We start from the raw sequence: 25825 nt of genomic DNA, 5'->3' as shown, positions 1-25825 counted from the left end.
TAGGACGTTTAATGTAATGACCGTATCAGTAGTGACCCCTGTAACCGCAACCATGACACAATTTTGCCACCAAACATGGCAGTTAGACGCGACAGTTCAACTTGTTGAACGCGAGGATCAGCGTCTGTATCTCGTTACCGATCAAACCCCATTTCATCCAGTTAGCCATATTTGGCCTGATCACCCTGCCGATCGTGGTTTTATCACTATTGGATCGCAACAAATAACGATCGTCGATTGTCTTGTTGGAGCGGTAGAGCTGAGCAGCGGCCAGTTGTGTGTTGATAAGGCTATTACCGTAAAACGTAATGAACCGGGCTGGGTGTTTGTGGTTGTGCATTGTTTAGACGATAGCGACGAATACACACTCAATGTTGATGACAAAGTGACCTTGGTAGTCGATAAAGCTTACCAGCAGTCTTTGAGCCGCGGTCACAGCGCGGGACATTTAGCATTCTTAGCACTCAACAAAGTGCTTTCGACTCAAGGTTATTGGCGTAAAGAGGCAGACCGTAAAGATCCGCACGGCTACAACGATTTCAATAGCTACGCGCAAGAAACCAGTTTTGTCACACCGGATCGATGCCTCGATAGCTACCGCCTAGGTAAGACATTACGTAAGCGTGGCTTGAATAGTGCAGAGATGGTAGAACAACTAAAATCCATAGAAGAACTTGTTAATCAACAAGTTAGAGATTGGATTGGATTATCATCTGCCGTTGAAATGATCTGCGATGGGCAAAACTTAACGGACTCTCGCTACTGGCAGTGTGATCTTGGCGAAACCAATAAAGCCACAATGCCTTGCGGTGGAAGTCACATTAGTAGCCTAATCGATCTGGGAAGCATGCAAGTCACGTTACGAGAAACACAGCCAAATTACATTGAAATGCAGACCGATGTCATTAGAGTGAACAAATAACCACCATGCTTTTATAATATTCTAAAAAAGTTGACTTTAAAACTGTAAGTAGAATTTTATATTGCCAGAAATGCAAATACAGAATATGTAACTTATGCTTTCGGTGTGTGGTTATATAAATGTTCTTTTTGGGGTTGATCGCTGATCAACTTGGATTTAGCCGATGATCTTATAAAGATCATCGTGACCGAATTCGTGCTCTTTGGTCAACGAGAAGCCAGTAATAGTGTGATGTGACGAAGATCAAAGCCGACTATACGCACTCGATCCACAATACGATCAGTATCAACAAGGAAGCAGTATCATGAACGAAAATCATTGCCCACAATGCGACAACGAGCTGCAATGGCAAGGTCACTACCATTGCATGCAGTGCGATGTGGATTTCAAAAAAGTAGCATTTTGTCCTGACTGTGACAGTCAGTTAGAGAAACTGCAGGCGTGTGGGGCGGCGAACTATTTTTGCCACAGTGAGAGTTGCAACGAACTTAAATCAAAGTCACGCGTTCGTTTTGAGTTTCAAAAGCAGGCGTAGAAAAGAAGTTAACGGCGTAAGCAGAGAACAGTTTGAGCTGATTTAATCGCCGCTGACAAAGTTGTCGCGGCATGATTTAAATCAGTAACTAAATTTGGCTTCGATTAGCCAGTAGGGTCAAGCATCGATTTAGATAGAGACTAATTTACGGTAGAACGAACTTCGCCATTAGCCAAACGGGTGACCAGAGTGTCGCCCGTTTTTACATCGGTAGTAGATTGAACCACTTGTCCTTGCGCGTCTTGAGTGATTGAATAGCCACGCTTTAAGGTTGCGAGAGGGCTGACAGTATCAAGCTTCTCGGCAGCAATAGCGAGTTGATGACGCGTATTAAGCAGTCTTCTATCCATAGCATCCAACAACTTCTGTTCGACACGAGCGAGCGTTGCTTGTTGTAAGCTTAAGCGTTTCGCTGGTGAATGCAGTTGCAAGCGATGTAATTGTCGTTCCACTTTCTGCTGATGCAGAGCAGTAAATCGTTGCATTGCGCGTTGTAAACGGCCATCAAGTTCATCAAGCTGTTGGCTCTGACGCTGCAATTGCTGGCTAGGGTGTTGCCTTTCAAGACGATGCTGAAGACGGCTAACTTGCTGCTTTTGTTGTGACAGATAGTAGCGCCATGCACCAAACAGCTTTTGCTCACGTCCGGCGATGCCTTGTGCTTTGTGGCTATTATCACGGCTAACCAATTCAGCAGCAGCTGAAGGGGTAGGGGCACGCATATCGGCGACAAAGTCTGCGATCGTTACATCGATCTCATGACCAACGGCACTGATGATCGGGATCTGACTCGCCGCGATCGTACGGGCAACGATTTCATTGTTAAAGCACCACAGATCTTCTAATGAGCCGCCACCACGACCCACGATCAAGACATCACACTCGTTACGGGCATTAGCACGGCCAATCGCTTGGGCGATCTGAATCGCCGCTTCTTCGCCTTGTACCATGGTTGGGTAAATAACCACGGGTAGAGAAGGGTCGCGACGCTTTAATACATCTAAGATGTCGAATAGGGCTGCGCCTGTTTTCGAGGTGATAACGCCAACGCACTTAGGGTGCTCAGGTAAGATTTGCTTGCTGGTTTGGGCAAACAATCCTTCACTGGCCAACTTCATCTTCAGTTCTTCAAACTGTTGTTGTAAGCGACCGTCACCTTCAGGCTGCATGCTTTCGATGATTAATTGATAATCACCACGCGGTTCATACAGAGAGAGACGAGCTTTAACTAAAACTTGATTGCCATTGGTAGGCTTGAAACTGACATGACGATTGTTGCCACGGAACATGGCGCATTTTACTTGGGCGCGGGAATCTTTAAGTGTGAGATACCAGTGGCCAGAGACAGGTGCAGAGAAGTTGGAAATCTCGCCAACTAACCAGACAATTCCCATTTCATTTTCGAGTAATAAGCGAACTTCGGCATTTAGACGAGAAACAGTGAAGATGTTTTGATTGGTCAGAGATGACACAGCTAAATTCCGTGGGCGTGGGTATGGAAGTTAGCGGCAATATAATACATAGCAAGGGGGTAAATGCAAGAAAAAAATTAAAAAAATTAGTGGTCAAGCGTATGCGTTAACCGTATAATCCCACCGCAATATCTAATCCAAATGCAACGAGTCACCCTGACGAATTGCCCTCATTATGCGAAACGATGAGACTGGATTGTTTTTTTTACTCCTCTAATTGTGAGATATTGCAAATGCTAAGAATTGCCAAAGAAGCGCTGACATTCGATGACGTACTACTCGTGCCAGCTCACTCCACTGTTCTCCCAAACACAGCTGATCTTCGCACTCAGCTAACGAAAAACATTTCTCTGAATATCCCAATGATTTCTGCGTCTATGGACACAGTAACAGAAGCTCGCCTAGCGATTGCCCTAGCGCAAGAAGGCGGTATTGGTTTTATTCACAAGAACATGTCTATCGAGCAACAAGCTGAGATGGTTCACCAAGTGAAAATCTTCGAAGCGGGCGTTGTTACTCACCCTGTAACGGTACACCCAGATGCAACAATTGCTGATGTGGTTGAATTAACAAGAAAACACGGTTTTGCCGGTTTCCCTGTTGTTACTGAGAGCAACGAGCTTGTTGGTATCATCACTGGTCGTGATGTGCGCTTTGTTACTGACTTAAGTAAGAAAGTAAATGTAGTAATGACACCGAAAGAGCGTCTAGCTTCTGTTAAAGAAGGTGCATCTCGTGAAGAAGTTCAAGAGAAAATGCACAGCGCTCGTGTTGAAAAAGTATTGGTCGTGAACGACGAGTTCCAACTAACCGGTATGATCACCGCAAAAGACTTCCACAAAGCAGAAACTAAGCCGAATGCATGTAAAGATGCGCAAGGTCGTCTACGTGTAGGTGCTGCAGTTGGCGCAGGCGCAGGTAACGAAGAACGTGTTCAAGCATTGGTTGAAGCGGGTGTTGACGTTCTACTTATCGACTCATCTCATGGTCACTCAGAAGGTGTTCTAAATCGTATCCGCGAAACTCGCGCTGCATTCCCAGATCTAGACATCATCGGCGGTAACGTTGCAACAGGTGCTGGTGCTAAAGCACTGATTGAAGCGGGTGTAAGCGCAGTGAAAGTGGGCATTGGCCCAGGTTCAATCTGTACTACTCGTATCGTAACGGGCGTAGGTGTTCCTCAAGTTACCGCTATTGCTGATGCAGCAGAAGTGGCGAATGAATACGGCATCCCAGTTATCGCTGATGGCGGCATCCGTTTCTCTGGTGATATCTGTAAAGCAATCGCAGCGGGCGCATCATGTGTAATGGTTGGCTCAATGTTCGCAGGTACTGAAGAAGCACCGGGTGAAGTGATTCTTTACAACGGTCGTTCATACAAATCTTACCGCGGCATGGGTTCACTAGGCGCGATGTCACAAGGTTCTTCAGATCGTTACTTCCAATCTGATAACGCAGCAGACAAGCTAGTTCCAGAAGGTATCGAAGGTCGTATCGCATACAAAGGTCACTTGAAAGAGATCGTTCACCAACAAATGGGTGGTCTACGTTCAAGCATGGGTCTAACTGGCTCAGCAACGATCGAAGCAATGCGTACTAAAGCAGAATTTGTTCGTATCTCAGGTGCAGGTATGGCTGAATCTCACGTACACGATGTTCAGATCACTAAGGAAGCGCCAAACTACCGTCGAGGTTAATTCTTTCGATAGAATTTATCTTACGTAAACGTTTGCTTTTTCCTTGAAGCATTAATGTGAGGCGGGTAAACTCGCCTCCGTTGTAATAACTCAGCTTATAAGACTGCCCAAAATGACAAAAAATATTCATGACCAACGTATTCTGATTCTGGACTTCGGTTCTCAGTACACTCAGCTAGTAGCGCGCCGTGTTCGTGAGATCGGTGTTTACTGTGAGCTATGGAGCTGGGATGTAGAAGAAGCGGATATTCGTGAATTCAATCCAGATGGCATCATCCTATCTGGTGGCCCTGAGAGTGTGACTGAAGCAAACTCTCCACGAGCTCCTCAATATGTATTCGACTCTGGTGTTCCTGTATTTGGTGTATGTTACGGCATGCAGACCATGGCTGAACAACTTGGCGGTAAAGTAGCAGGTTCTACTGAGCGCGAATTTGGTTACGCTGCAGTACAAGTAACGGGCGAATCAGCACTGTTCGCTGGCCTTGAAGCGACACAAGATGTTTGGATGAGCCACGGTGACAAAGTTATCGAGATCCCATCTGACTTCACCAAGATCGCACAGACAGATACTTGTCCTTATGCTGCGATGGCAAACGAAGAGAAGAAATACTACGGCGTTCAGTTCCACCCAGAAGTAACGCACACTAAAAACGGCCTTAAGATGCTAGAAAACTTCGTACTAAATGTATGTGGTTGTGAGCGTCTATGGACTTCTGAATCAATCATTGAAGACGCGGTTGCTCGTATTAAAGAGCAAGTGGGTGACGATGAAGTGATTCTTGGTCTATCTGGCGGTGTTGACTCTTCTGTTGTGGCAATGCTTGCGCACCGCGCAATCGGCGACAAGCTAACGTGTGTATTCGTTGATAACGGTCTACTACGTTTAAATGAAGGCCAACAAGTGATGGAGATGTTTGGTGATCAGTTTGGTCTAAACATCATTAAAGTTGACGCAGAAGAGCGTTTCCTTAAAGCACTTGAAGGTGTGTCAGAGCCAGAAGCAAAACGTAAGATCATCGGTCACGTTTTCGTTGATATCTTTGATGAAGAGTCGAAGAAACTGACCAATGCTAAATGGCTAGCACAGGGTACGATCTACCCAGACGTTATCGAATCAGCGGCGTCTAAGACAGGCAAAGCACACGTGATCAAATCTCACCATAACGTAGGCGGTTTGCCAGACGATATGGAAATGGGCTTGGTTGAGCCACTACGTGAGCTATTTAAAGATGAAGTGCGTAAGATCGGTCTAGAGCTAGGCTTACCTTACAACATGCTTTACCGCCATCCATTCCCAGGACCAGGCCTTGGTGTTCGTGTTCTTGGTGAAGTGAAAAAAGAGTACTGTGACTTGCTACGTCGTGCTGATGCTATCTTCATTGAAGAGCTTCACGCAGCGGATCTTTACAACAAAGTATCGCAAGCATTTACGGTATTCCTACCAGTACGCTCTGTAGGCGTAATGGGTGATGGTCGTAAATACGATTGGGTTGTATCGCTACGTGCGGTAGAAACCATCGACTTTATGACGGCTCATTGGGCGCACCTACCATACGACTTCTTAGGTAAGGTTTCTAACCGTATCATCAACGAAGTAGACGGTATTTCACGCGTGGTTTACGACATTTCAGGTAAGCCACCAGCGACGATCGAGTGGGAATAATTTCCGCTTAATTGACCAAGTTAAGAACCAGCCTTAGGGCTGGTTTTTTTTCGTCTTAATCTCCTCATTCTCGATAATTCAAACCAATATAAACTTTTGTATTAGAACTGATATACAACACATTAAGTTGCATGTATATTCGATTTTTATGACTAATTATTTTTGATTGGATTTTGCTATGGAACAGCCGGGAATCATCTCTCTTCTACCAATTATCGTTACTCTGGTGCTGGCATTAACCACCCGCAATGTCGTTTTAGGACTGTTTGCAGGTGTGATTAGTGGCGTGGCAATGTTGGAAGGTACTTTCGTAAAAACGGGCTTGCTCGACTCTTTTGGTGCCTTGATGAAGAGTTACCTTCTTCCTCAATTGACCGACAGCTATAACGCCGGCGTGATATTGCTACTGGTCTTTATTGGTGGTTTTGTCGCCTTGATGGAAAAATCAGGGGGTGGTGTTGCCTTTGCCGAGCGCGTGACTAAATTAGTGGCCAACAAGTGCCAAGCTCAGCTTTCTGCATGGTTAGGCGGCATTGTTATCTTCTTTTCTGACCTAGGTACACCGCTTATTGTTGGCCCGGTATTCAGACCACTGTTTGATAAGCTTAAAATATCGCGTCAGAAGCTCGCGTTCATTATCGATTCAACCTCTTCTCCTGTCGCCATTCTCGTGCCGTTTATCGGTTGGGGGGTCTACATCATGGGATTGATTCAAAAAGAGTTTACTCAGTTAAGTGTCGGCATGAGTGATTGGGATGCCTTTATCGGGGCGATTCCGTATCAATTTTATGCCTTTTTAGCGATTGCGATCATTCCAATTATTTCCATTTTTAAGCTCGATTTTGGTCCTATGGCCCAAGCAGAAAAGCAAGCAGAGCAAGGCATTATTAGCCAACCGATTGAGCAAGAACAACATCAGGCATTTACGCATAAAAATGCAAAGTCATCTTTTGTTTGGGCGCCGCTGATGGTAATGCTAGTGGTATTATGCTCAATGCTTATCCCACAAGGTTTTCCATTTCAAAAAGTCGCGGGTTCCACCTTTAGAGCTGCACTGTCTACCGCTTACCTTTTTGCTGCCTTTACGCTTATTAGCTTAATGGCCTTTTATAGTGTGAGAAAAATCGCTGATAGCATCCAAATCTATTTGAAAGGGATGTCAGGAATGATGTCTGTCGCCGTCATCTTGATCTTGGCTTGGTCCCTTAGTTCTGTCGGTAAAGAGCTGGGTGCTGCCGCGTACATTGCTGAGCAAGCACAAGCAGGATTCCCTCACTGGTTATTGCCTTCCATTGCCTTCTTGCTTGCGGCGATTATCTCTTTTGCTACCGGTTCATCATGGGGCACCTTTGCGATTATGATGCCGCTGGTTATTCCAACGGCGGTAGCCATTGATGCGCCGCTATTGGTTTGTATTGGTGCGGTACTTTCTGGTGGTCTATTTGGTGATCACTGCTCACCGATTTCAGAAACTACGATTTTGTCATCGACAGGGGCGGCTTGTGAGCAATATGAGCACTTTAGAACACAGCTTCCTTATGCGCTCGTGAATGGTGCAATAGCCCTTGTGGGCTTTCTGTTTGCTGGTATTACCGAATCACCATTGACGCTCGTATTGGCGCTGATGGTGCAATTGGCTCTCTATTTCTTGTTGACCAAAACAGCGGTAGGGCAAAAGCTGTATCAAGCACGTGCTTAAACGTTTTCAAACCGATCAACTGGCGAATAACGCTTTTCGCCAGTTACATTTCAACTTGAGAGAATGCTAGATATTCAAAATGGTGCTTTTGGGGTTTGGGGCGATTAAAAAATCCGCAATTATGTTGTTTAACACTGCAATCTAGTGGTAAGTGTTGGAATAGTTAGAGTATTCGTCCGATTGCTTATTTGTGTAATCTAAGTTTTCAATCCTCGCTTCTTGTGTTTAATTGGGTGTACCTTAAAATTCGCGCGTAATTTTTATAAACATTTTTGAAAGGTACGCGCCAATGTCAACTAAACTGGCTAACCCAGCCCCACTAGGCCTAATGGGTTTCGGTATGACAACTATCCTGCTTAACATCCATAACGCAGGCTTTTTTCCAATCGATTCAATGATCCTAGCAATGGGTATCTTCTACGGTGGCCTTGGCCAAGTTCTTGTTGGTATGATGTGCTTTAAGCGTGGCGACACCTTTGGTACCACTGCTTTCACTTCTTACGGTCTTTTCTGGCTGACTCTTGTAGGTATTCTTGTAATGCCGAACATGGGCCTTGCTCCAAGCCCAGCAAGCTTCATGGGTTGGTACCTAGCACTTTGGGGTATCTTCACTGGCTTCATGTTTATCGGTTCTCTTTGCTACCCAGTGGCAAAACAAGTGGTATTCGGCTCTCTAACGATCCTATTCTTCCTACTTGCAGCACGTGATTTCACTGGTAGCTCACTGATCGGCACTATCGCTGGTATCGAAGGTATCTTCTGTGGCGCTAGCGCAATCTACTTCGCAATGGCACAAGTGCTAAATAACGAATTCGGTCGCGTAGTACTGCCAGTTGGTGAAAAGCGTATCAAGCCAATCGTTGCTGCTGAGCAGGTAGCTGCTTAATCGCGCTATTGTTCTACAACGATAAAAGAAAAGGGTTAGCCAATGGCTAACCCTTTTTTGTACCAATCAGATAAGCGTGAGTAGCTTATGGCGATTGGAACATACACCGCTTTTTCTTATTGTGGTGAGGTCTGTGAGACGACCTCGATCGGGTTATGCCCTGTTTTACGACGATAGCGTTCTTCCCAATAATGAGCACCTTTGATGCCCAGTTTTAACGGGTTGAACGTATATTCTGTTACGCCTTGCTTCTGTTGCTCTTCATAATCTTTCAGCGCCTTTAGTGCAGGTTTAGATAGGAAGAAGATGATCAAAATACCGACGATATTGAGCCATGCCATCAGTCCAACCCCGACATCACCCATCGCCCAGGCCAGATTGGCCGTTTTTACCGTGCCGTAAAATACCGATGCGATGATCACCAGCTTGAGGATGAACATCAGACCGCTCACTTTGAAAGTACGACGGATGTAAGCAATATTGGTTTCAGCAATGTAGTAGTAAGCCAGAACGGTGGTAAACGAGAAGAAGAACAGCGCCAAAGCAATAAACGGTTTGCCGATCCCCGGCAGCGCGCTTTCAATCGCCATTTGGGTAAAGACTGGGCCATTGGCACTAATATCGGCCGCAAGGTGCTGTACTAGGAATGCGCCTTCGCCCGCGCCATGAACGTTATATGCGCCAGTGATTAGAATCATAAACGCAGTGGCTGAACAAACTAATAATGTATCTATATAGATTGAGAAAGCTTGCACTAAACCTTGTTGAGCTGGGTGTTCCACGTTTGCCGCTGCGGCTGCATGAGGGCCCGTACCTTGGCCCGCTTCATTAGAGTACACCCCACGTTTTACCCCCCAACCAATTGCGGCACCAAAGCCTGCCATTGGTGTAAAGGCATCGCCAACGATCATTGAGAAGATGCGTGGCACTTCGCTGATGTTCAGCAGAATAATCACAAAGGCGGTGATGATGTAAGCCAGCGCCATAAAAGGCACAACAACCTGAGTGAAATGAGCAATACGTTTTACGCCACCAAAGATGATGAAGGCTAAAATGATCGAGATAACCGTGCCGGTAAAGATTTTGGCAAAACTAAAGGTGCCGACAGCAGTTTCAATCATCTCACCACTACCAAACGCCGCTTCAACCGCATTACCAATGCTGTTTGACTGTACGCCAGGTAATAACACACCGCAGGCAAAAATCGTGGCAATAGCAAAGATCCATGCATACCAACGTTGTCCCATGGCTTTTTCGATGTAATAAGCAGGGCCACCACGGAACTCTCCGTTATCTTCTTCTTTATAGATTTGGGCAAGTGTCGATTCAGCGTAGGCTGTTGCTGCGCCAAAAAACGCCACCATCCACATCCAAAACACCGCACCAGGGCCACCAAAGCCAATAGCAGCGGCAACGCCAGCAATATTACCAGTACCTACACGGCCAGAAAGTGAAACCGCAAGCGCTTGGAAGGAGGAAATGCCTTTGTCAGAACTTTTACCGGAAAGGAGCAAGCGCCACATTTCAAAGAAATGGCGTACTTGGACAAATCGCGTAGTGATTGAGTAAAACAAGCCGGCACCTAGGCATAAATAAATCAGTGCGGGGCTCCAAATGATTCCATTCAGAAAATCAACGAAAGACTGCATAAGTAGTTTCCCTGTTACTTATTGGTGTATTTACTTTATTTATCGTGTCGACAAATATTAACCTTTATGTAAGTTATTTGTTAAATAAAACCTGCTTTAATTGTGATGTGCGTGATATAGAGCACAAGAAACCATGTCGTTATTACTTTTTGGCATTTAAACGTAAGTAAGCTGGGATTATTGATGGGATCGTTGGTCAGCGAGCTTGTTGCTAGATGAAAAGTAGGGGAATTTAGCGAGATCGGGCTAGTGTACTTCGCTAGAAACGGCAGTCATCATCAGTGATTCGTTTCATAGACGAAACCAAAGAGCAGACAAAAATCAGCCTTTGGCTTTAATTTCACCGACTCGCCTCAAATCTCTTAGCGTTGTTGCTTTATTCGCCAATCGGAAAGGCGCATTATCATTTTATAGTGAGTAAACAAACGGCGGGCGAGTTACCCAGCACGCAAAACAATCAATCAATATCATGGATGAGTTATGAAAGACGAAACACTAGCGATTCACTTTGGCTATGAAACCGAGCCGACCACCAAATCAGTCGCAACCCCGATTTATCAGACTGTCGCGTATGAATTTGATAGCGCACAGCATGGCGCCGATCTGTTTAACCTTGAAGTCCCAGGTAACATCTATACCCGTATTATGAACCCGACTAATGACGTTTTAGAGAAACGCATAGCGGCATTAGAAGGGGGGATTGCTGGTTTAGTGGTGAGCGCGGGGAGCGCGGCAATCAACTATGCGATTTTAACCTTGGCTGAAGCGGGCGATAATATCGTTTCGACTCCGCAGCTGTATGGCGGTACTTACACCTTGTTTGCTCACATGCTACCAAAGCAAGGCATTGAAGTGCGTTTCGCCAAAGACGATAAACCAGAAAGTTTAGCGGAATTGATCGATGAAAATACCAAGGCGGTTTATTGCGAAAGCATTGGTAACCCAGCGGGCAATATTATCGATCTTGAACGCGTCGCCGCAGTGGCGCACGCGCAGGGTGTGCCTGTGATTGTAGATAACACCGTAGCAACCCCTGCTTTGTGCAAGCCGATTGAGTTTGGCGCTGACATCGTGGTGCACTCGCTGACCAAATACGTCGGTGGCCATGGTACGACATTAGGCGGCGCGATCATTGATGCTGGCACCTTCCCTTGGGCGGAACACAAAGAACGTTTCCCGGTCATGAATCAACCTGAGCCTTCTTATCATGGCGTGGTGTATACCGAGGCATTTGGTCCTGCGGCCTTTATTGGTCGGGCACGTACCGTGCCGCTGCGTAATACAGGCGCTGCACTATCACCAATGAATGCGTTTATGTTAATGCAAGGATTAGAAACCTTATCGCTGCGTATGGAGCGCCATACCGAGAATGCGTTGAAAGTCGCGCAATACTTACAGCAGCATGAAAAAGTCAGTTGGGTCAGTTACGCCGGTTTAGCGGACTCGCCATTCTACCCATTGGCTGAAAAGTACATGCAAGGCAAGCCGTCGGCGATTTTGTCGTTCGGTCTTAAAGATGGCTATGACGCTGGTGTGCGATTCTATGATGCGCTGCAAATCTTTAAGCGCTTGGTCAATATTGGTGACGCGAAATCACTTGCCTGTCATCCTGCTTCAACGACGCATCGCCAGATGAGCACAGAAGAGCAAGCCAAGGCGGGCGTCTACCCTGAAATGATTCGCCTATCGGTTGGCATTGAGCATATCGATGACATTCTTGATGATTTAGATCAAGCACTTAGAGCGTAATCGTTTTCCTAGTTGTTTTTGTATTTTTTTAGGCACCTTATGGGTGCCTTTATTTTTATTTACAGCAGTGATGAGAGTTTTTGGCCTATGATGATCTAAATACTATCCATGCTTAAAAATAAGGAAACAACAATGGCAGGATTAAGTTTACTGACCCTACTCGATGATATTGCTTCCGTGCTTGATGATGTCGCCTTGATGTCTAAAGTCGCGGCAAAGAAAACTGCCGGTGTGTTAGGGGATGATTTGGCGTTAAACGCGCAGCAAGTTTCTGGTGTGCGTGCCGAGCGAGAAATTCCGGTGGTGTGGGGCGTAGCGAAAGGTTCTTTTCGCAATAAATTGATCCTTGTGCCAGCGGCGCTGCTGATAAGCTCTATCGCTCCGTGGTTGATTACGCCACTGTTACTGATTGGTGGTTTGTTCTTGTGTTTTGAAGGGGCTGAGAAAGTGCATGAGAAGTTTTTCCATCATGCAAGCTCAACAGAACAAGCAGAGCATAAAGCTGAAATCGAACCCTCGGCCGAAGATCTTAGCGATTACGAGCAGAAGAAAATTAAAGGGGCGATTCGTACCGATTTTATCCTCTCGGCTGAGATTATTGTGATTGCGCTGGGCACCGTGCAAGGACATCCATTCCTGACTCAAGTATTGGTGATGAGTTTGATCGCTATCTTGATGACTATTGGCGTATATGGCTTGGTGGCCGGCATCGTTAAAATGGATGACTTAGGCTTTTATCTGCAACGCAAAAGTGGCGGTCAGGGGGCATTAGGCGCTATTGGTGATGGGCTGGTGGCAATGGCACCCAAGCTAATGAAAATCCTAACCGTTGTCGGCACCATTGCGATGTTTTTAGTTGGGGGCGGCATCGTGGTGCACAGTTTGCCATTTGTGCATCATGGCTTGGTCAGTGTGGTGAATGTATTGCCAGTGATCCCTTATGTCACGCCGACTTATTCGGTGATTGGTAACGGCATTATTGGCCTTGTGAGCGGGTTTATTATCCTCGCTATCATGACGTTTTACCATTCGCTACGTGGTGCAAAAAGCGGTGCGAAATAGAGAAGGGAATAAGAGCTGATATCGCATGAAGAGTAAAAAGATCATCATGATCCTAAAGCTCATAAATGATTGAATAGCTGATATTTTCATTTATTAAAAACGAATGTAAAACAATTCTGGTTTGTAAGAGGGAGCTTACAAACCACTCGCAATTTGCAACCTTAGACTGGCACTATCTCGATAGAATCGTTGTTGGAAAAGTACCTTACGAAAAAAGTACCTCACAACAACAGATGGACATGAATTATGATAGACAGTCTAAAAAGTGGTTTATCAAAGCTTTCCTCAATCGGCAAAGCGTTGATGTTACCTATCTCAATCCTACCTGCCGCAGGCCTATTGTTGGCTTTCGGCGCAAAACTCGACATGCCGCTGATGATGCGCGCTGGCGGGGTCATCTTTGATAACCTAGCACTGCTGTTCGCAGTTGGTGCGGCGGTGGGTCTAACCAAAGAATCCGGTATCGCAGCATTAGCAGCCATTGTAGGTATGGTGGTAATGAATGCGACTATGGGCGTTGCGTTGGGCATTACCCCAGAAATGGCGATGTCAGGTGGCCGTTACGCGATGGTGATGGGTATTCCTACCCTACAAACAGGCGTATTTGGTGGCTTGATCGCTGGTATTCTCGCCGCAACCATGTATCAGAAGTTCTTTGATACCAAACTGCCAGATTTCCTCGGTTTCTTCGCCGGTAAACGCTTCGTTCCTATTGTTACCGCTTTTGCTGCGTTTCTTATCGGCCTTGTTCTGCCTTATGTTTGGTCTTACATCCAATCGGGGATTGATGCACTGTCGCACATGGCAAACGGTGGCAACATGTACCTCTCTACCTTTATCTATGGTTTTATGGAACGCGCTTTGATCCCAGTGGGCCTGCACCATATTTTCTATAGTCCTTACTGGTTCTCGTTTGGTGAATACACCACGGCGGCAGGTACCGTGGTTAATGGCGACCACACCATTTGGTTCAAAATGTTGGAAGATGGCGTGAAAGACTTTTCTACCGAGCAGTATGTGGATGCCGGTAAATTCCTTTCAGGTAACTTTGCTATCTACATGTTTGCTTTTCCAGCGGCATGTTTGGCGATGTATCATGAAGCCAAAGATAAGAACAAAAAAATCGCGGCGGGTATTTTGGGCTCGGCGGCGCTGACTTCATTTGTTACCGGTATTACTGAGCCGGTTGAGTTCGCCTTTATCTTTGTCGCGCCAGTGCTGTATATCTTCTCCGCTATCATGGCAGGGGTTTCTTATGCAGTGACCTATGCGTTAGATGTACACATTGGTAAAACCTTCTCTGCGGGCATTATCGATTTCATCTCATTCGGTGTATTACCGGGTATGGATGGCTTCAAAACTAATTGGGTCAACGTGTTAATTTGGGGCCCATGCATGGCAGCCATTTATTACACCGTCTTCCGATTTGCGATCCGTAAATTCAATCTAAAAACCGTTGGTCGTGAAGATACAGAACGCAAAGAGATCACGTTAGAAAACGATGAACTGGCGGCGGAGATTACTAAGTTGCTGGGTGGTCGAGGTAACATCACAACCGTTGGCGCCTGTATTACTCGTCTGCGTTTAGAAGTCAAAGATGTGTCCATCATTGATGAAGAGGGCATTACGGCTCTGGGTGCAATGGGCGTGATTAAAGTGGGTAAGCATGGGGTACAAATTATCCTCGGTGCTCGGGCTCAATTTGTGGCAGATTGCATGAATGGCGGTGCTAGTGGTCATCAGCCTGCGACCGCCTAATACCAATTGGGCCAAGTTAACGGGCAAAGGTGATGTGCAAAGGTGATGTGCCGTCCGTTGTAATTTGATCATTGCTTCCCTTTGAATGCTCCTCCCCCTTTTCAAACATCAAAAGGAAACAAGCAATGATAGAGAGTGCCAGCGATGGCGCTCTTTTTTTGTATTCACTCCCTACTCAATACATTCTCTACTCAATGTTCATGTTCTACTCAATGATCGCGTGATAGCCTTTGCTGCGCAGTTGCTCGGCAAACTGCGCTTTAACGTTAGTTTCACCATGGATTAAGTGGATTGCTTTCGGTGGCGTCGGAATACCTTGAATAAAACCCAGTAAATCCGCTTGGTCAGCGTGTGCGGAATAGCCCGACATGGTATGAACTTGAGCGTTAATCTCGACAGTTTGATCATCAATGGTGACTTGCTTGTCTCCATTTTGGATGGCCCAACCCAATGTGTTTTGCGCTTGGTAGCCGACTAACAGTACATCGGTGCGCTCATCCGCGAGTAGAGCCTTTAAATAATCCATAATGCGTCCACCTTGGCACATACCCGAAGCGGCAACGACTATCGCCGCTTCGCCTGTTGATGCAAGGCGATTGACTAAGCGTTGATGAGTACGATGATCTTCGACCGTGATGCATTGCTTAAAGGCCAGTGGATGACGTTGTTCTATTAGGCGCTCTTTCGCTTCTTTTCCCCATAGTGTTTTAAAGCGGCGATAAGATTTGGTCACCTTTTGCGCCATCGGTGAATCGAGAATGATTGGCAAGGTCGCTTCAATTTTTTGCTGGTGGATTAACTGCTCAATATCGAACAACAACTCTTGTGTTCGCCCAACACTAAAGGCGGGAATTAAAATCGCGCCACCATCAGCCAGCGAACGCTCAATAATAGCCAACAAGCGCTGAGAGCGAGTTTGAATATCTTCATGAGTTTTACCGCCATAGGTAGATTCAATCAGTAAATAATCCGCTCTAGGTGGCGCAACCGGATCGGGTAGCAGTGGTGTATTGCATGGGCCTAAATCACCAGAGAAAACCACCACTTCTTGATTGGGCAGCAACACTTCAATATAAGCGGATCCCAGAATATGGCCTGCATGTTGAAAGCGTGCTTTGAGCGGCTCAGTGGCTTCAGATGCAGATAGGTGGGTGCTGGAAGAGGAAGCTAAGGCGGGGAGCGTAAACCACTGATTATAAGCTTGAGGACGCAGTAAACGCGAAATATGGCGTAGGACTCGTTCTGTTTTCTTACTCGATAATCCCAATTGCAATTTCAGACTATCTTCTAACATTAAAGGCACCATTTCGGCCGTGGCTTCGGTGCAATAAATTGGTTGTTTAAAGCCCTTTGCCAATAACCAAGGCAATCGGCCGATGTGATCAATGTGAGCGTGGGTCAGTAACAGAGCTTGGAGATGTTGGGTGGCAAACTCCACCTCCAATGGGCGTTTATCTTGGCCTTGAAACAAACCACAATCGACGAGAATTGCTTGCCCATCCACTTGTAATTCATGGCAAGAACCTGTCACCGTATCTTTCCCCCCGTGGTGAATAAATTTCATACCTTGCCCTCCCAAAAGATGAATATAGCAAGCCTTTGATATCGAAGGCTATCCACCAAACTGCCTTGATTATATAGCTTACACAACTGTCTCTGCGTTAAATGTGAAGCAGTAAAAATAATCATGATGTAAGCGAAAAACCGTCGTTGATTTTTCCTAGAGATACGAGAAGGAAGAAACGAGAAATGAGAAACGGGAAATGAGAAACGGGAAATGAGAAACGGGAAACGAGGCGTGAGAATAGTTCTGATCTCATGCGGTATTACTCGGTGAGGTGACGACAGGATGAGTTGTTATTTTTGGATACCATATCACGTTTCATATCATTACTTGTGTAACAGGATGTGACGAGTTTTCAGTAGTTAACACCTAAAGTCCTTTCATTACAGTAGCTTAATTCCAATTAATGGATGTGATGCTTTTGATAAAAACATTATTGTTCAAAAAATGTCCGCTGTAATGGTATTTCTGACGCAGCTCACTCTTTCAGCTAAGAAATATGCTTCGACGACAAAAAATATTGTGAGAAATGTTCGTCGTAATACACAAGCGTTCAAAAACCCATGGTTGAGAAGTAAAGCACCACTACATGGGTCAGCACTAAAATAATAAATTCAGAAAGGTTGTCTATTTTTATCGTTGGAGATGAAATGAAAAATAATAACAACAGCTCGCCATCTTGGCTTACGAGCTTATCTTTACGTACATTATTGCTGTTGCCAGTAGGGATATCGCTACTGGCTTCTGCCGTTGTTTCTTGTTTGATCTTAGTTTTTTTAGAAGAGATGAAACATGGGGTTGAGTATTCAACATCACGCGCTGAACGCGCGGAATCTGCAGCGATGCTGGATAATAATTGGAACAATATCCGCGTTCACACCCGCGATATGATGATGGCCGATACCGACCAATTACGATCAGAGCTGATTGGTATTGAGAGTAAAGTTAAAGAGACTCAAGATCTTATCACTAGCCAGTTTATTGCTAATCCTTCGATGTCACAAAGCACCAAAGATGATATGCAACGTGTGCTGGAGAATATGAATGGTTACTCAAAGACGTTGACGACGACGGTTGAGCAATATGAATTGATCCATGAACAGTGGTGGACGCATACGCCGAATATGTGGGCGCCGTTATTTGCCATGGTGAATGAGGTGATGGAATACGCAGAAGTTAACGATGATCTCGATGTTGCGGTGTGGCAAAAGCAAGGCGAGCAGTTGGTTAAAAATCTAGACAGCTACTATTCAAGTATGTCGATGAATGTCTTCATGCGTGTTGATGTAAGCCGTGATCAGACACTTGGTTACCTCACCAATGCCGGAAAAATATTAGATGAGTTTGACTGGTTACCTGCGGTGAAAAACTTTAAAGACACCACTTTCCAAGGGTATATCACTTCAACGGATGTTATTTTTGCCGCGCTAGAAGCCGATAAGCAAGCAACCACGACTCGTGTTGAATTTGCTGGTGATATTCGCAGCGCGATTGTCACTGTGATTGAGCGCAACATGCAAATGCTAGGTGAAGCGAACAATACCTCGCTCGCCACGATCAACAAGGTTATCTCAGTTCAAGTGATCTCTTGGATTGTAGCGGCGTTAGTGTCGATTGCTTTCTGTATCTATCTAGTGCGCCACTTTATTCAGATCTTTGGTCAACTGACGGTCACGTTGCAATCGATGGCCAATAAAGATTTCTCAACCAGAACGCACATTAAAGGTAAAAATGAGTTAGCTCGCCTTGCAATGAACGCCGATGAAACCGTTGTGTCGATCAGCCGTGTTATTGATGAAGTGCGTGGGCAGGGCGCTGAAGTCTCAGCCAGCTCAACACAGTTGGCGGCGGTGATGGTGCAAAGCTCTGCCAATGCCCAAGAGCAAAACCTCCAAGTACAACAAATTGCCGCAGCCGTGACCGAAATGTCAACGTCGGCGGGGATTGTGGCTGAGTCAGCGAAACAGACTGAATCGCGTGCGATTATGGCTTACAGCGCGTGTGAAGAAGGTCAATCGTTAGCACAAGAAAATAGCCAACGCGCGAATGATCTAACCGCGCAACTGGGTGAAACCGCTGTGGTGGTTGATAACCTTAAACAGCGTTGTCACAGCATCAGTGAAGTGGCGGAAGTGATCAGTGCCATTTCAGATCAAACCAACTTGTTGGCACTAAACGCAGCAATTGAAGCGGCGCGCGCGGGTGAACTCGGCCGTGGCTTTGCCGTGGTTGCCGATGAAGTTCGCTCACTGGCAGGCAAAACGCAAAACTCGACCGAGCACATCAAATCGATTATCGAAGAGTTACAACGCCAATCGGATACAGCGCAAATTACCGTACAAAGCTGCTTAGAGAAAGTAGATGAAGTGCGTGAAGCATCGAGTGTCGTCGTCGATAAAATTTCGGCAACCCAGCAAGCGGTGGCTGAGATAAATGATAGCTCGACAGAAATGTCGGTGGCGGCAGAGCAGCAATCAAAAGCGTCAGAAGAGATCAGTGAATCGCTGCATGGCATCAAAGACACCATTGCACAGAACATGGCTGGTATTGATGAATCAAGCCAAGCATCGAACTTCTTGTCTGAGTTGGCAGAGCGTCAAAGCAGTCGTTTGAAAGAGTTCCAGCTAGCAGCGATAAACAGCTAAGTTCGACAAAAAAGCCGCTAACGTTTGAGTTAGCGGCTTATTTTTTACGGCTGTTTGGCTTGGGTAAAGCCACCATATAAATCGGTCCGACGATGACGTAAGTTAGTCACCGACCCTTCAGTATTAAGCTGCTTGAGTTTAGTTAAATCCACATCGGCAAAAATGATCATCTCAGTATTGGCATTGGCTTCGTTTAAGGTCGCATCATGTGGGAAGTAGATATCCGACGGTGAGAATACCGCCGATTGGGCATATTGAATATCAACGTTATCCACGCGTGGTAAATTCCCTACACTGCCACCAATTGCCACATAACACTCATTTTCGATCGCTCGAGCTTGTGAGCAAATACGTACTCGTTGGTAACCATTTTTGGTGTCGGTCCAAAATGGCACAAAGATGATTTGTACCCCTTCTTCGGCCATCATACGACCAAGTTCAGGAAACTCACTGTCGTAGCAGATTAGAATGCCCACCTTGCCTGCGTCGGTATCAAATACCGTCACTTTATTGCCGCCGTCGATTACCCAATCTTTCTCTTCGTGCGGCGTAATGTGCACCTTGTATTGCGCATCAATCTGGCCATCGCGTTGTAGTAAATAGGCAACGTTGTACAGCTTGTCATCTTCAATCACCGGTATACTGCCAGCGATAATGTTGATGTTGTAGGTTACCGCCATTTGCGAGAATCGATATTTGATTTCCTCGCTAAAGCTGGCCAGAAAACGAATCGCTTCCACCGAATTTTGATCTTTTTGTAGCCCCATTAATGGCGCATTGAAAAACTCCGGGAAGAGGGCAAAGTCGGCTTTGTAGTTCGCCAGCGACGAGATGAAAAATTCCGCTTGGTCGAGCAGATCTTCCAAATCATTCATCGCACGCATTTGCCACTGCACCACACCGATACGCACTAAGGTTTTTTCAACATCGTGGACAGATTGCACGTCCTCTTCGTAGAAGAAGTTATCCCACTCCAACAGTGTCGCGTAACCTTTCGAGGCATCATCTTCAGGGAGGTAATTGCGCATGATGCGTTTTACATCAAAGCCGTTCGCCAGTTGAAAAGAGAGGATCGGATCATGTAACTCGCGGCGTTTTACCTTATCAATATAATCCGCCACGCTCACTTCATTGGCATGCTCGTGGTAATGCGGAATACGCCCACCGGCCAGAATGGCTTTAAAGTTCATGCTACGACACAACTCTTTACGCGCATCATAAAGTCGGCGACCTAAGCGCAAACCGCGATAATCAGGGTGAACGAAAACATCCAAGCCATACATGGCATCACCCGTCACTTGGTTTTGAATGACATTGTTTTCGTTAATGATATCGGTATAGAGATGGGGGAGAGAAAAACGGTTGTAATCGACCTTAATCGTCAGCGCTGCGCCAACAATTTTGCCATTATCTTCAATGCATATTTGTCCATCGGGAAACTGATGGATTAAATCCATGATGGTTAAACGTGGCCAAGAGCCCCCCACATCATGAAAAACTAAATCCATTAACTGAGCCAATTCAGGGTAATCGGTCGGTTCTATCGTTCGTAGTGAAAGCTTTGGCGAATTGCCGTCCATATCAGGTCATCCATTTTACCGTTTCATAGAGTATGGCTGAGAATGCCATAAATAGAATAGAGCAGATATATCGGTGACTCACAGTTTTAAAGCGTCGCCGTAAGCTTTCACGGGTTAATGGTGTGCTTGAAGTGTCGCTAGGGTTTAAGCGTCGAAAACCTCCTTATAGGAGGTCTTGGGCAGGTATTTATTTTTGTCGCGTAATTTTTTGTCGCGCAATCAGATGACGACTGCCCATTACATCAAATCACGCATCAAGGTTTCATACTCATCATTGGCATTGTCGACCAGAGTTGAGAGTTCCAAACCATCTCCGGTGGCTAAACTTAACTGCCACGGCAAGGTTTGTTCTTTACCACAAACATGAATTGCGCCTTGGCTGCATTTAAAAGAGAGATCATCAAACTGGGTGGTATGACGTTCGTTCAGCTCGATAATTTCGACATCAAGTTGACCAATGGGGTTCACTTCAATACGCGCATGTAGGTTAGGGTTATTGGACAAACAGTATTTTCTTTCAATGGCAATCATGACGGCCTCCTTTCGTTAATGATGCTTAGCGCATTAACAGTGTAGACAAGCGAGAGCGGTTGTTGAGCGAAATAAGCTCAAAATTGCTCAGGGGAAAATCTGGCCGCCTTTGCCTTGTCAATGAAAGCGAAAGTAGGTGAATGAAAAGCTGGGGAAAAAAGGAAAGCTATCTTTCGCAGAATTTGTGAATTGCATCGCTTAATTCTGCGTAATTTATCTACTGTTTTCTCGATAGTGTGGCTAATATCGCTGGCATATTTGTCGTTCAATATTGAGTTGTGTACATAGGTAAAGGTATGAAAATAATAACGAAAACCCTAATGGCCAGCTGCATTGCTTGTGCATGTGCCAGTCTGCCCGTATTGGCTGCTGAAAAAGTCGATCTGATCATCACCAATGCCCAAATCCTACCCATGGATGGTCAACAACGTGTCATCGATGATGGTGCGATTGTGGTGAAAGGTAATAAGATTGTTGCCCTAGGTGAGATGAAGATTGCCAGTCAATATGAGGCGAAACGTACCATTGATGCTGGTGGTGATATCGTCATGCCGGGCATGATCAACACTCACAACCACATCCCAATGGTCGCGTTTCGTGGCTTGGGAGAAAATGGGGTTGAGAACCGTCTGATCAACTTTATGTTCCCGCTTGAAAAAGAGATGCTTTCGCGTGATTTGATTCGTACCGCCTCTCGTCATGCGGCGATGGAATTAGCATTGTCTGGTGTTACGCTGATCACCGATATGTATTACCACGAAGATGAAGTGGCGAAATCGGTCGCCGAAGTTGGTATTCGCGGCGTGCTAGGTGAGACGGTGATAGGTTTTCCAGTCGTCGATGCCAAACAGCCTTATGGTGGCCTTGAGTACGCAGAAAAATTCATTGATGAGTGGAAAGATCACCCATTAATTACCCCAGCGGTTGCCCCTCATGCGCCTTACACTGTTTCAGCTGAATGGCTGATCAAAGCCAAAGATCTCGCGGTAGAAAAACAAGTCCCTTTGCTCACACACCTAGCAGAATTTACTTGGGAAGAGTCAAAAACCGATGCCTTCTCTGAGCAAATGCAGCCAGGCCAATCGGTCATTGAGTATTTGGATTCGATCGGCTTTTTGGTGGATAACTTAGTCGCCGCCCACGTAAACCATCTTGACGAGCAAGATATGGCACTGCTCAAGAAACACGGCGTGGGGATTGCTCATAATCCGAAAGCCAATACCAAAGGCAACAATGGCTATTCGCCATCATGGGATATGGTCAATAAAGGCTTGGATGTGGGATTAGGGACTGATGGGCCGATGTCATCGAATCAAATGGATATCATCAATGTGATGGGTTATGCCGCGGTGGTCGCGCGTACCAACCATGGTGATAATGCTAAATTTACCCCTTATGAGCTGGTGGAACTGGCCACGATTGGTGGGGCACGTGTACTGGATATGGATGATGAAATTGGCTCGCTAGAAGTGGGCAAAAAAGCCGATATCGTTATCGTGGATACTGATGCACCAAACACCCAGCCAAACTACGATCCCTTTGCGACTCTCGCGTTTTCGGCTTATCCACAAAACGTCACACACACCATTGTTGATGGCAAAGTGATTGTAGCCGACGGTAAGCTAACCACGGTATCGCAACAAGCCCACGATAAAGAGTGGCTACCGGTGACGAAGAAAGTGGGCGAGTTTGCCAAAACACTCAACTAATTAGAATCGGAAGTTAATGAGCGCTTTGAGGTGGAAATGCGATATTTTTCCGCTTTGAAGCGTTTTTTTATTCCCTGCACTTTTTTATCGATATGACGATAAATTCTTACCAGTTTAGCTTAATAGGCGCTGGTTATATTAGGGCGTAGTTGTTAACAACTCTGTTATTTTTCATATATTTATCATGAGTTTTATTTGAGTTCTCTGTCAGTAAATGCGATGCAAATCTCAAACAGTCCATTATTGAGTTTATATAGTTGTTGCGAATTCTGGCTAACGAATGAGTGACGGATTATGAATAAAATAATGATGGCGATGCTATGTGCATCAGTAATATCGGCTCCAGTCTTTGCTGATAGTAGTGCAAACAGCAACAAAAACAGCCGTGAAGTGAAGAGCGCTTTGAACGGTGTGGCAAATAAAGTGTTTAGTGAAAAAGACGCCCCAGAGTTGACCATTGCGTCGTTTAATATTGCGGCGGGCAAAGTATCATCAGCACAAGATATTGCCCACGCGATAAAAGCGATGGATGCGGATATAGTGGCTTTGCAAGAGGTTGATAAACTCACCGCAAGAAGCGGTAAGGTCGATCAACTAAAAGAGATAGAAAAGATCACAGGTATGCAAGGTGTCTTCTGTCGTGCGATTGATTTTGATGGTGGCGAATATGGCCTAAGTATTCTTTCTAAGTATCCAGTGACATTGGATGAAATCATACAACTGCCATCCGGTCAGCGTGAACAACGTATTGGCTGTATCGGTAATGTTGATGTCCCTAATTTTGCAGCGCCAATTACTGTTATCAACACCCACCTTGATACCAAAGAAAACCCACAGGTTCGCTTAGAGCAAATTCGAGATTTGAATGATAGAACCATGGAAATGCGTGGCATTAAAATTCTGCTTGGCGACATGAATGATGTCTACAGCACGCCGAACATGACCGAAGTAACCAAATACTGGAACCCTGTGACACCATTTAATAATGACCATAGAACTTGGCCAAGTGTTAACCCTGAAATTGGTGTCGACTACATCTTTACCAGTAACGCACAACGTTGGGATATTGAAGAACTCAAAGTGCCGCAAGGTATGGAAGTGTGGTCAGGAGTGAATTGGGCTGAAGTGAGTGATCACTTACCGATCTTTACTAAACTAACATTGCTTGAGCAATAAGGCTTAACATGAAAGAAGGGCTGCCCAATGGCAGCCTTTCTTTTTACCGATGTGGTGAAACTTATTTACCCAAGCCACCGAAATAATGACAGCGAATTGGCGATCACTTCAGTGTGCCGATATTGAGCGCATCATTACTGCCGAGGGCTTGGTAAGGGCGCAAGCCAAACATGGGCATAATGGAGTAAATATGATCGAAAAGATCCGCCTGAACACCTTCGTAAACCGCCCAATCGACATTGTTACTAAAAGCATAAACCTGTAACGGTATTCCTTCAGAAGTTGGTTGCAACTGGCGCACCATGATTAGCATGTATTGGTGAATATCTTTATTGGCACGCAGATAAGCGGTGAGGTAAGCTCGGAACATGCCTAAATTAGTTATGTGGCGCTGATTGGCGACGTCTTGATCTTCTTCATCCAAATCATCGTTGAACTCATTTATGTCGCGCAATTTCTCATAAATATATTGGCGTAGAATACGAATCTTCTTCATATCTTCCACTTCATCCGCACTCATAAAACGGATTGAGGTGACGTCAATATTCACTGAGCGTTCAATGCGGCGACCGCCAGAATCAGACATGCCTTGCCAGTTGATAAACGCATTTTGCACTAATGCATAAGCAGGCAGCATGCTCACGGTATTATCAAAGTTCCTCACTTTCACCGTGGTGAGCGAGATCTCTTCAACCGTACCATTGGCGCCATAGGCGTTCATTTGAATCCAATCGTTCAAGCTGATCATTCGGTTAGCCGAAAGCTGAATACCCGCGACAAAGCCCAATATGGTGTCTTTAAACACCAGCATGACAAAGCCCGTCGCCACCCCTAAACCCGATAAGAAAATAATCGGCGATTCATTGGCAAGAATAGAAACGAACACGACTAAGCCAATAAAGAAGGTGAACAGTTTGATCAGCTGCACAAAGCTTTTGATCGGCATCTTACGGGTAATGCCTTTAAAGGTGGCAATGTCGTTGAGGGCATCTAAAATCGCGAAGATAATCCACACGATCATAAATAAAACCAATGCGCCTAACAGGCGATCAATAATGCCGGAGAGAATGGTGTAGTGCCCAACGGCAATCGGCAGCAATACATCTAATACCAGAAGGGGAATAAGTAGCGATATTTTTCCCAGCAAGTCGTATTTGGCTAAACTTTCCGCCAGCGGTTTGTTGGTCTTTTGCAGTACATTTTTGACTGAGCGAACGATTAAGTGGTGGGTGATTAAATAGCTCACCCCAGCGACGGCAAGCACGACCAGTGCAAACGCAGTGGTTAACTCAACCCCATAGGGATCGCTGTTAATGCCAACATTAGCCAATTTGGTCGCAATGTAATCGCGAATATGGTGCTCAAGCAAAATAGCATCCTCTATTGTTATTGGTCTAGGAGGGAAAAAGCCCTGCACTCGATGCGATCATCCAAGCGCAAACAAAGCTGTTTTAAAAGTGTAGCTCTAATGCTAACAGACTCACCTGATTTTTGCGTGAGTGTTTGATTGAAATGATGTTTTTGT

Annotated in this window: 18 protein-coding genes; 12 read left to right on the top strand and 6 right to left on the bottom strand. The window is 45.6% G+C overall.

Annotated elements, in window-relative coordinates:
- Positions 1-16 precede the first annotated feature (16 nt).
- Together RJD38_RS03010 and RJD38_RS03005 are read left to right on the top strand one after the other, a co-directional pair.
- Positions 17-922 (top strand): metal-dependent hydrolase, encoded by a 906-nt coding sequence (locus RJD38_RS03010; RefSeq protein ID WP_065545096.1) that lies wholly within the window; start codon positions 17-19, stop codon positions 920-922.
- 304 nt (positions 923-1226) lie between these two features.
- A complete protein-coding gene (locus RJD38_RS03005) occupies positions 1227-1457 on the top strand; it encodes a zinc ribbon domain-containing protein (RefSeq protein ID WP_005594222.1) in 231 nt (76 codons plus the stop codon).
- Between the two features lie 140 nt (positions 1458-1597).
- Here the strand turns inward: RJD38_RS03005 and xseA are convergent, their stop codons facing one another.
- A complete protein-coding gene (xseA, locus tag RJD38_RS03000) occupies positions 1598-2929 on the bottom strand; it encodes an exodeoxyribonuclease VII large subunit (RefSeq protein ID WP_065545097.1) in 1332 nt (443 codons plus the stop codon).
- Between the two features lie 233 nt (positions 2930-3162).
- Here xseA and guaB point away from each other — a divergent pair, with 233 nt between their 5' ends.
- The 4 genes from guaB to RJD38_RS02980 all read left to right on the top strand — a co-directional run bounded on the left by guaB (position 3163) and on the right by RJD38_RS02980 (position 8877).
- The gene (guaB, locus tag RJD38_RS02995; RefSeq protein ID WP_005594225.1) at positions 3163-4626 is read left to right on the top strand and encodes an IMP dehydrogenase; all 1464 of its coding nucleotides are present in this window, start codon (positions 3163-3165) and stop codon (positions 4624-4626) included.
- 112 nt (positions 4627-4738) lie between these two features.
- On the top strand, positions 4739-6292 hold the full coding sequence (gene guaA / locus RJD38_RS02990) for a glutamine-hydrolyzing GMP synthase (RefSeq protein ID WP_005594227.1): 1554 nt from the start codon (positions 4739-4741) through the stop codon (positions 6290-6292).
- Between the two features lie 178 nt (positions 6293-6470).
- Complete coding sequence (locus tag RJD38_RS02985; protein ID WP_005594230.1) at positions 6471-7991, top strand: Na+/H+ antiporter NhaC family protein; 1521 nt, start codon at positions 6471-6473, stop codon at positions 7989-7991.
- A 289-nt stretch (positions 7992-8280) separates the two neighbouring features.
- Positions 8281-8877 (top strand): acetate uptake transporter, encoded by a 597-nt coding sequence (locus RJD38_RS02980; protein WP_005594232.1) that lies wholly within the window; start codon positions 8281-8283, stop codon positions 8875-8877.
- Positions 8878-8993: 116 nt separating this feature from the next.
- Here the strand turns inward: RJD38_RS02980 and RJD38_RS02975 are convergent, their stop codons facing one another.
- On the bottom strand, positions 8994-10526 hold the full coding sequence (locus RJD38_RS02975; protein WP_065545098.1) for an alanine/glycine:cation symporter family protein: 1533 nt from the start codon (positions 10524-10526) through the stop codon (positions 8994-8996).
- 480 nt (positions 10527-11006) lie between these two features.
- Between RJD38_RS02975 and RJD38_RS02970 the strand changes: the two genes are divergently transcribed.
- The 3 genes from RJD38_RS02970 to RJD38_RS02960 all read left to right on the top strand — a co-directional run bounded on the left by RJD38_RS02970 (position 11007) and on the right by RJD38_RS02960 (position 15095).
- Positions 11007-12275, top strand: a complete 1269-nt coding sequence (locus RJD38_RS02970) for an O-acetylhomoserine aminocarboxypropyltransferase/cysteine synthase family protein (RefSeq protein WP_005594235.1) — start codon at positions 11007-11009, stop codon at positions 12273-12275.
- A gap of 132 nt (positions 12276-12407) precedes the next feature.
- Positions 12408-13337: a DUF808 domain-containing protein gene (locus tag RJD38_RS02965; RefSeq protein WP_065545099.1), complete on the top strand. Its 930-nt coding sequence runs from the start codon at positions 12408-12410 to the stop codon at positions 13335-13337.
- 246 nt (positions 13338-13583) lie between these two features.
- A complete protein-coding gene (locus RJD38_RS02960; protein WP_065430776.1) occupies positions 13584-15095 on the top strand; it encodes a PTS transporter subunit EIIC in 1512 nt (503 codons plus the stop codon).
- Positions 15096-15300: 205 nt separating this feature from the next.
- Here the strand turns inward: RJD38_RS02960 and RJD38_RS02955 are convergent, their stop codons facing one another.
- A complete protein-coding gene (locus RJD38_RS02955; RefSeq protein ID WP_065545100.1) occupies positions 15301-16659 on the bottom strand; it encodes an MBL fold metallo-hydrolase RNA specificity domain-containing protein in 1359 nt (452 codons plus the stop codon).
- Positions 16660-17309: 650 nt separating this feature from the next.
- On the opposite strand from RJD38_RS02955, the gene RJD38_RS02950 reads away from it, so the two are divergent.
- Entirely contained in the window at positions 17310-19304 is a 1995-nt protein-coding gene (locus RJD38_RS02950) for a methyl-accepting chemotaxis protein (protein ID WP_005594241.1), read from the top strand.
- A 44-nt stretch (positions 19305-19348) separates the two neighbouring features.
- Here RJD38_RS02950 and RJD38_RS02945 read toward each other — a convergent pair whose 3' ends face one another.
- Together RJD38_RS02945 and RJD38_RS02940 are read right to left on the bottom strand one after the other, a co-directional pair.
- Positions 19349-20884 carry a bifunctional GNAT family N-acetyltransferase/carbon-nitrogen hydrolase family protein gene (locus RJD38_RS02945; RefSeq protein ID WP_065545101.1) on the bottom strand — a complete coding sequence of 512 codons (1536 nt, stop codon included), beginning with the start codon at positions 20882-20884 and terminating at the stop codon, positions 19349-19351.
- Between the two features lie 237 nt (positions 20885-21121).
- A complete protein-coding gene (locus RJD38_RS02940; RefSeq protein ID WP_005594245.1) occupies positions 21122-21415 on the bottom strand; it encodes a hypothetical protein in 294 nt (97 codons plus the stop codon).
- 296 nt (positions 21416-21711) lie between these two features.
- Here RJD38_RS02940 and RJD38_RS02935 point away from each other — a divergent pair, with 296 nt between their 5' ends.
- Together RJD38_RS02935 and RJD38_RS02930 are read left to right on the top strand one after the other, a co-directional pair.
- On the top strand, positions 21712-23124 hold the full coding sequence (locus tag RJD38_RS02935; RefSeq protein WP_231893140.1) for an amidohydrolase family protein: 1413 nt from the start codon (positions 21712-21714) through the stop codon (positions 23122-23124).
- 294 nt (positions 23125-23418) lie between these two features.
- On the top strand, positions 23419-24300 hold the full coding sequence (locus RJD38_RS02930; protein WP_065545103.1) for an endonuclease/exonuclease/phosphatase family protein: 882 nt from the start codon (positions 23419-23421) through the stop codon (positions 24298-24300).
- 103 nt (positions 24301-24403) lie between these two features.
- On the opposite strand, the gene RJD38_RS02925 is transcribed toward RJD38_RS02930, so the two are convergent.
- The gene (locus RJD38_RS02925) at positions 24404-25669 is read right to left on the bottom strand and encodes a mechanosensitive ion channel family protein (protein WP_005594250.1); all 1266 of its coding nucleotides are present in this window, start codon (positions 25667-25669) and stop codon (positions 24404-24406) included.
- Positions 25670-25825 lie beyond the last annotated feature (156 nt).

This window comes from Vibrio scophthalmi (genome assembly GCF_040869025.1).
GTDB lineage: Bacteria > Pseudomonadota > Gammaproteobacteria > Enterobacterales > Vibrionaceae > Vibrio > Vibrio scophthalmi.
The sequence above is the reverse complement of the archived record's forward strand: the minus strand, read 5'-3'. Positions and strand labels throughout refer to the sequence as shown.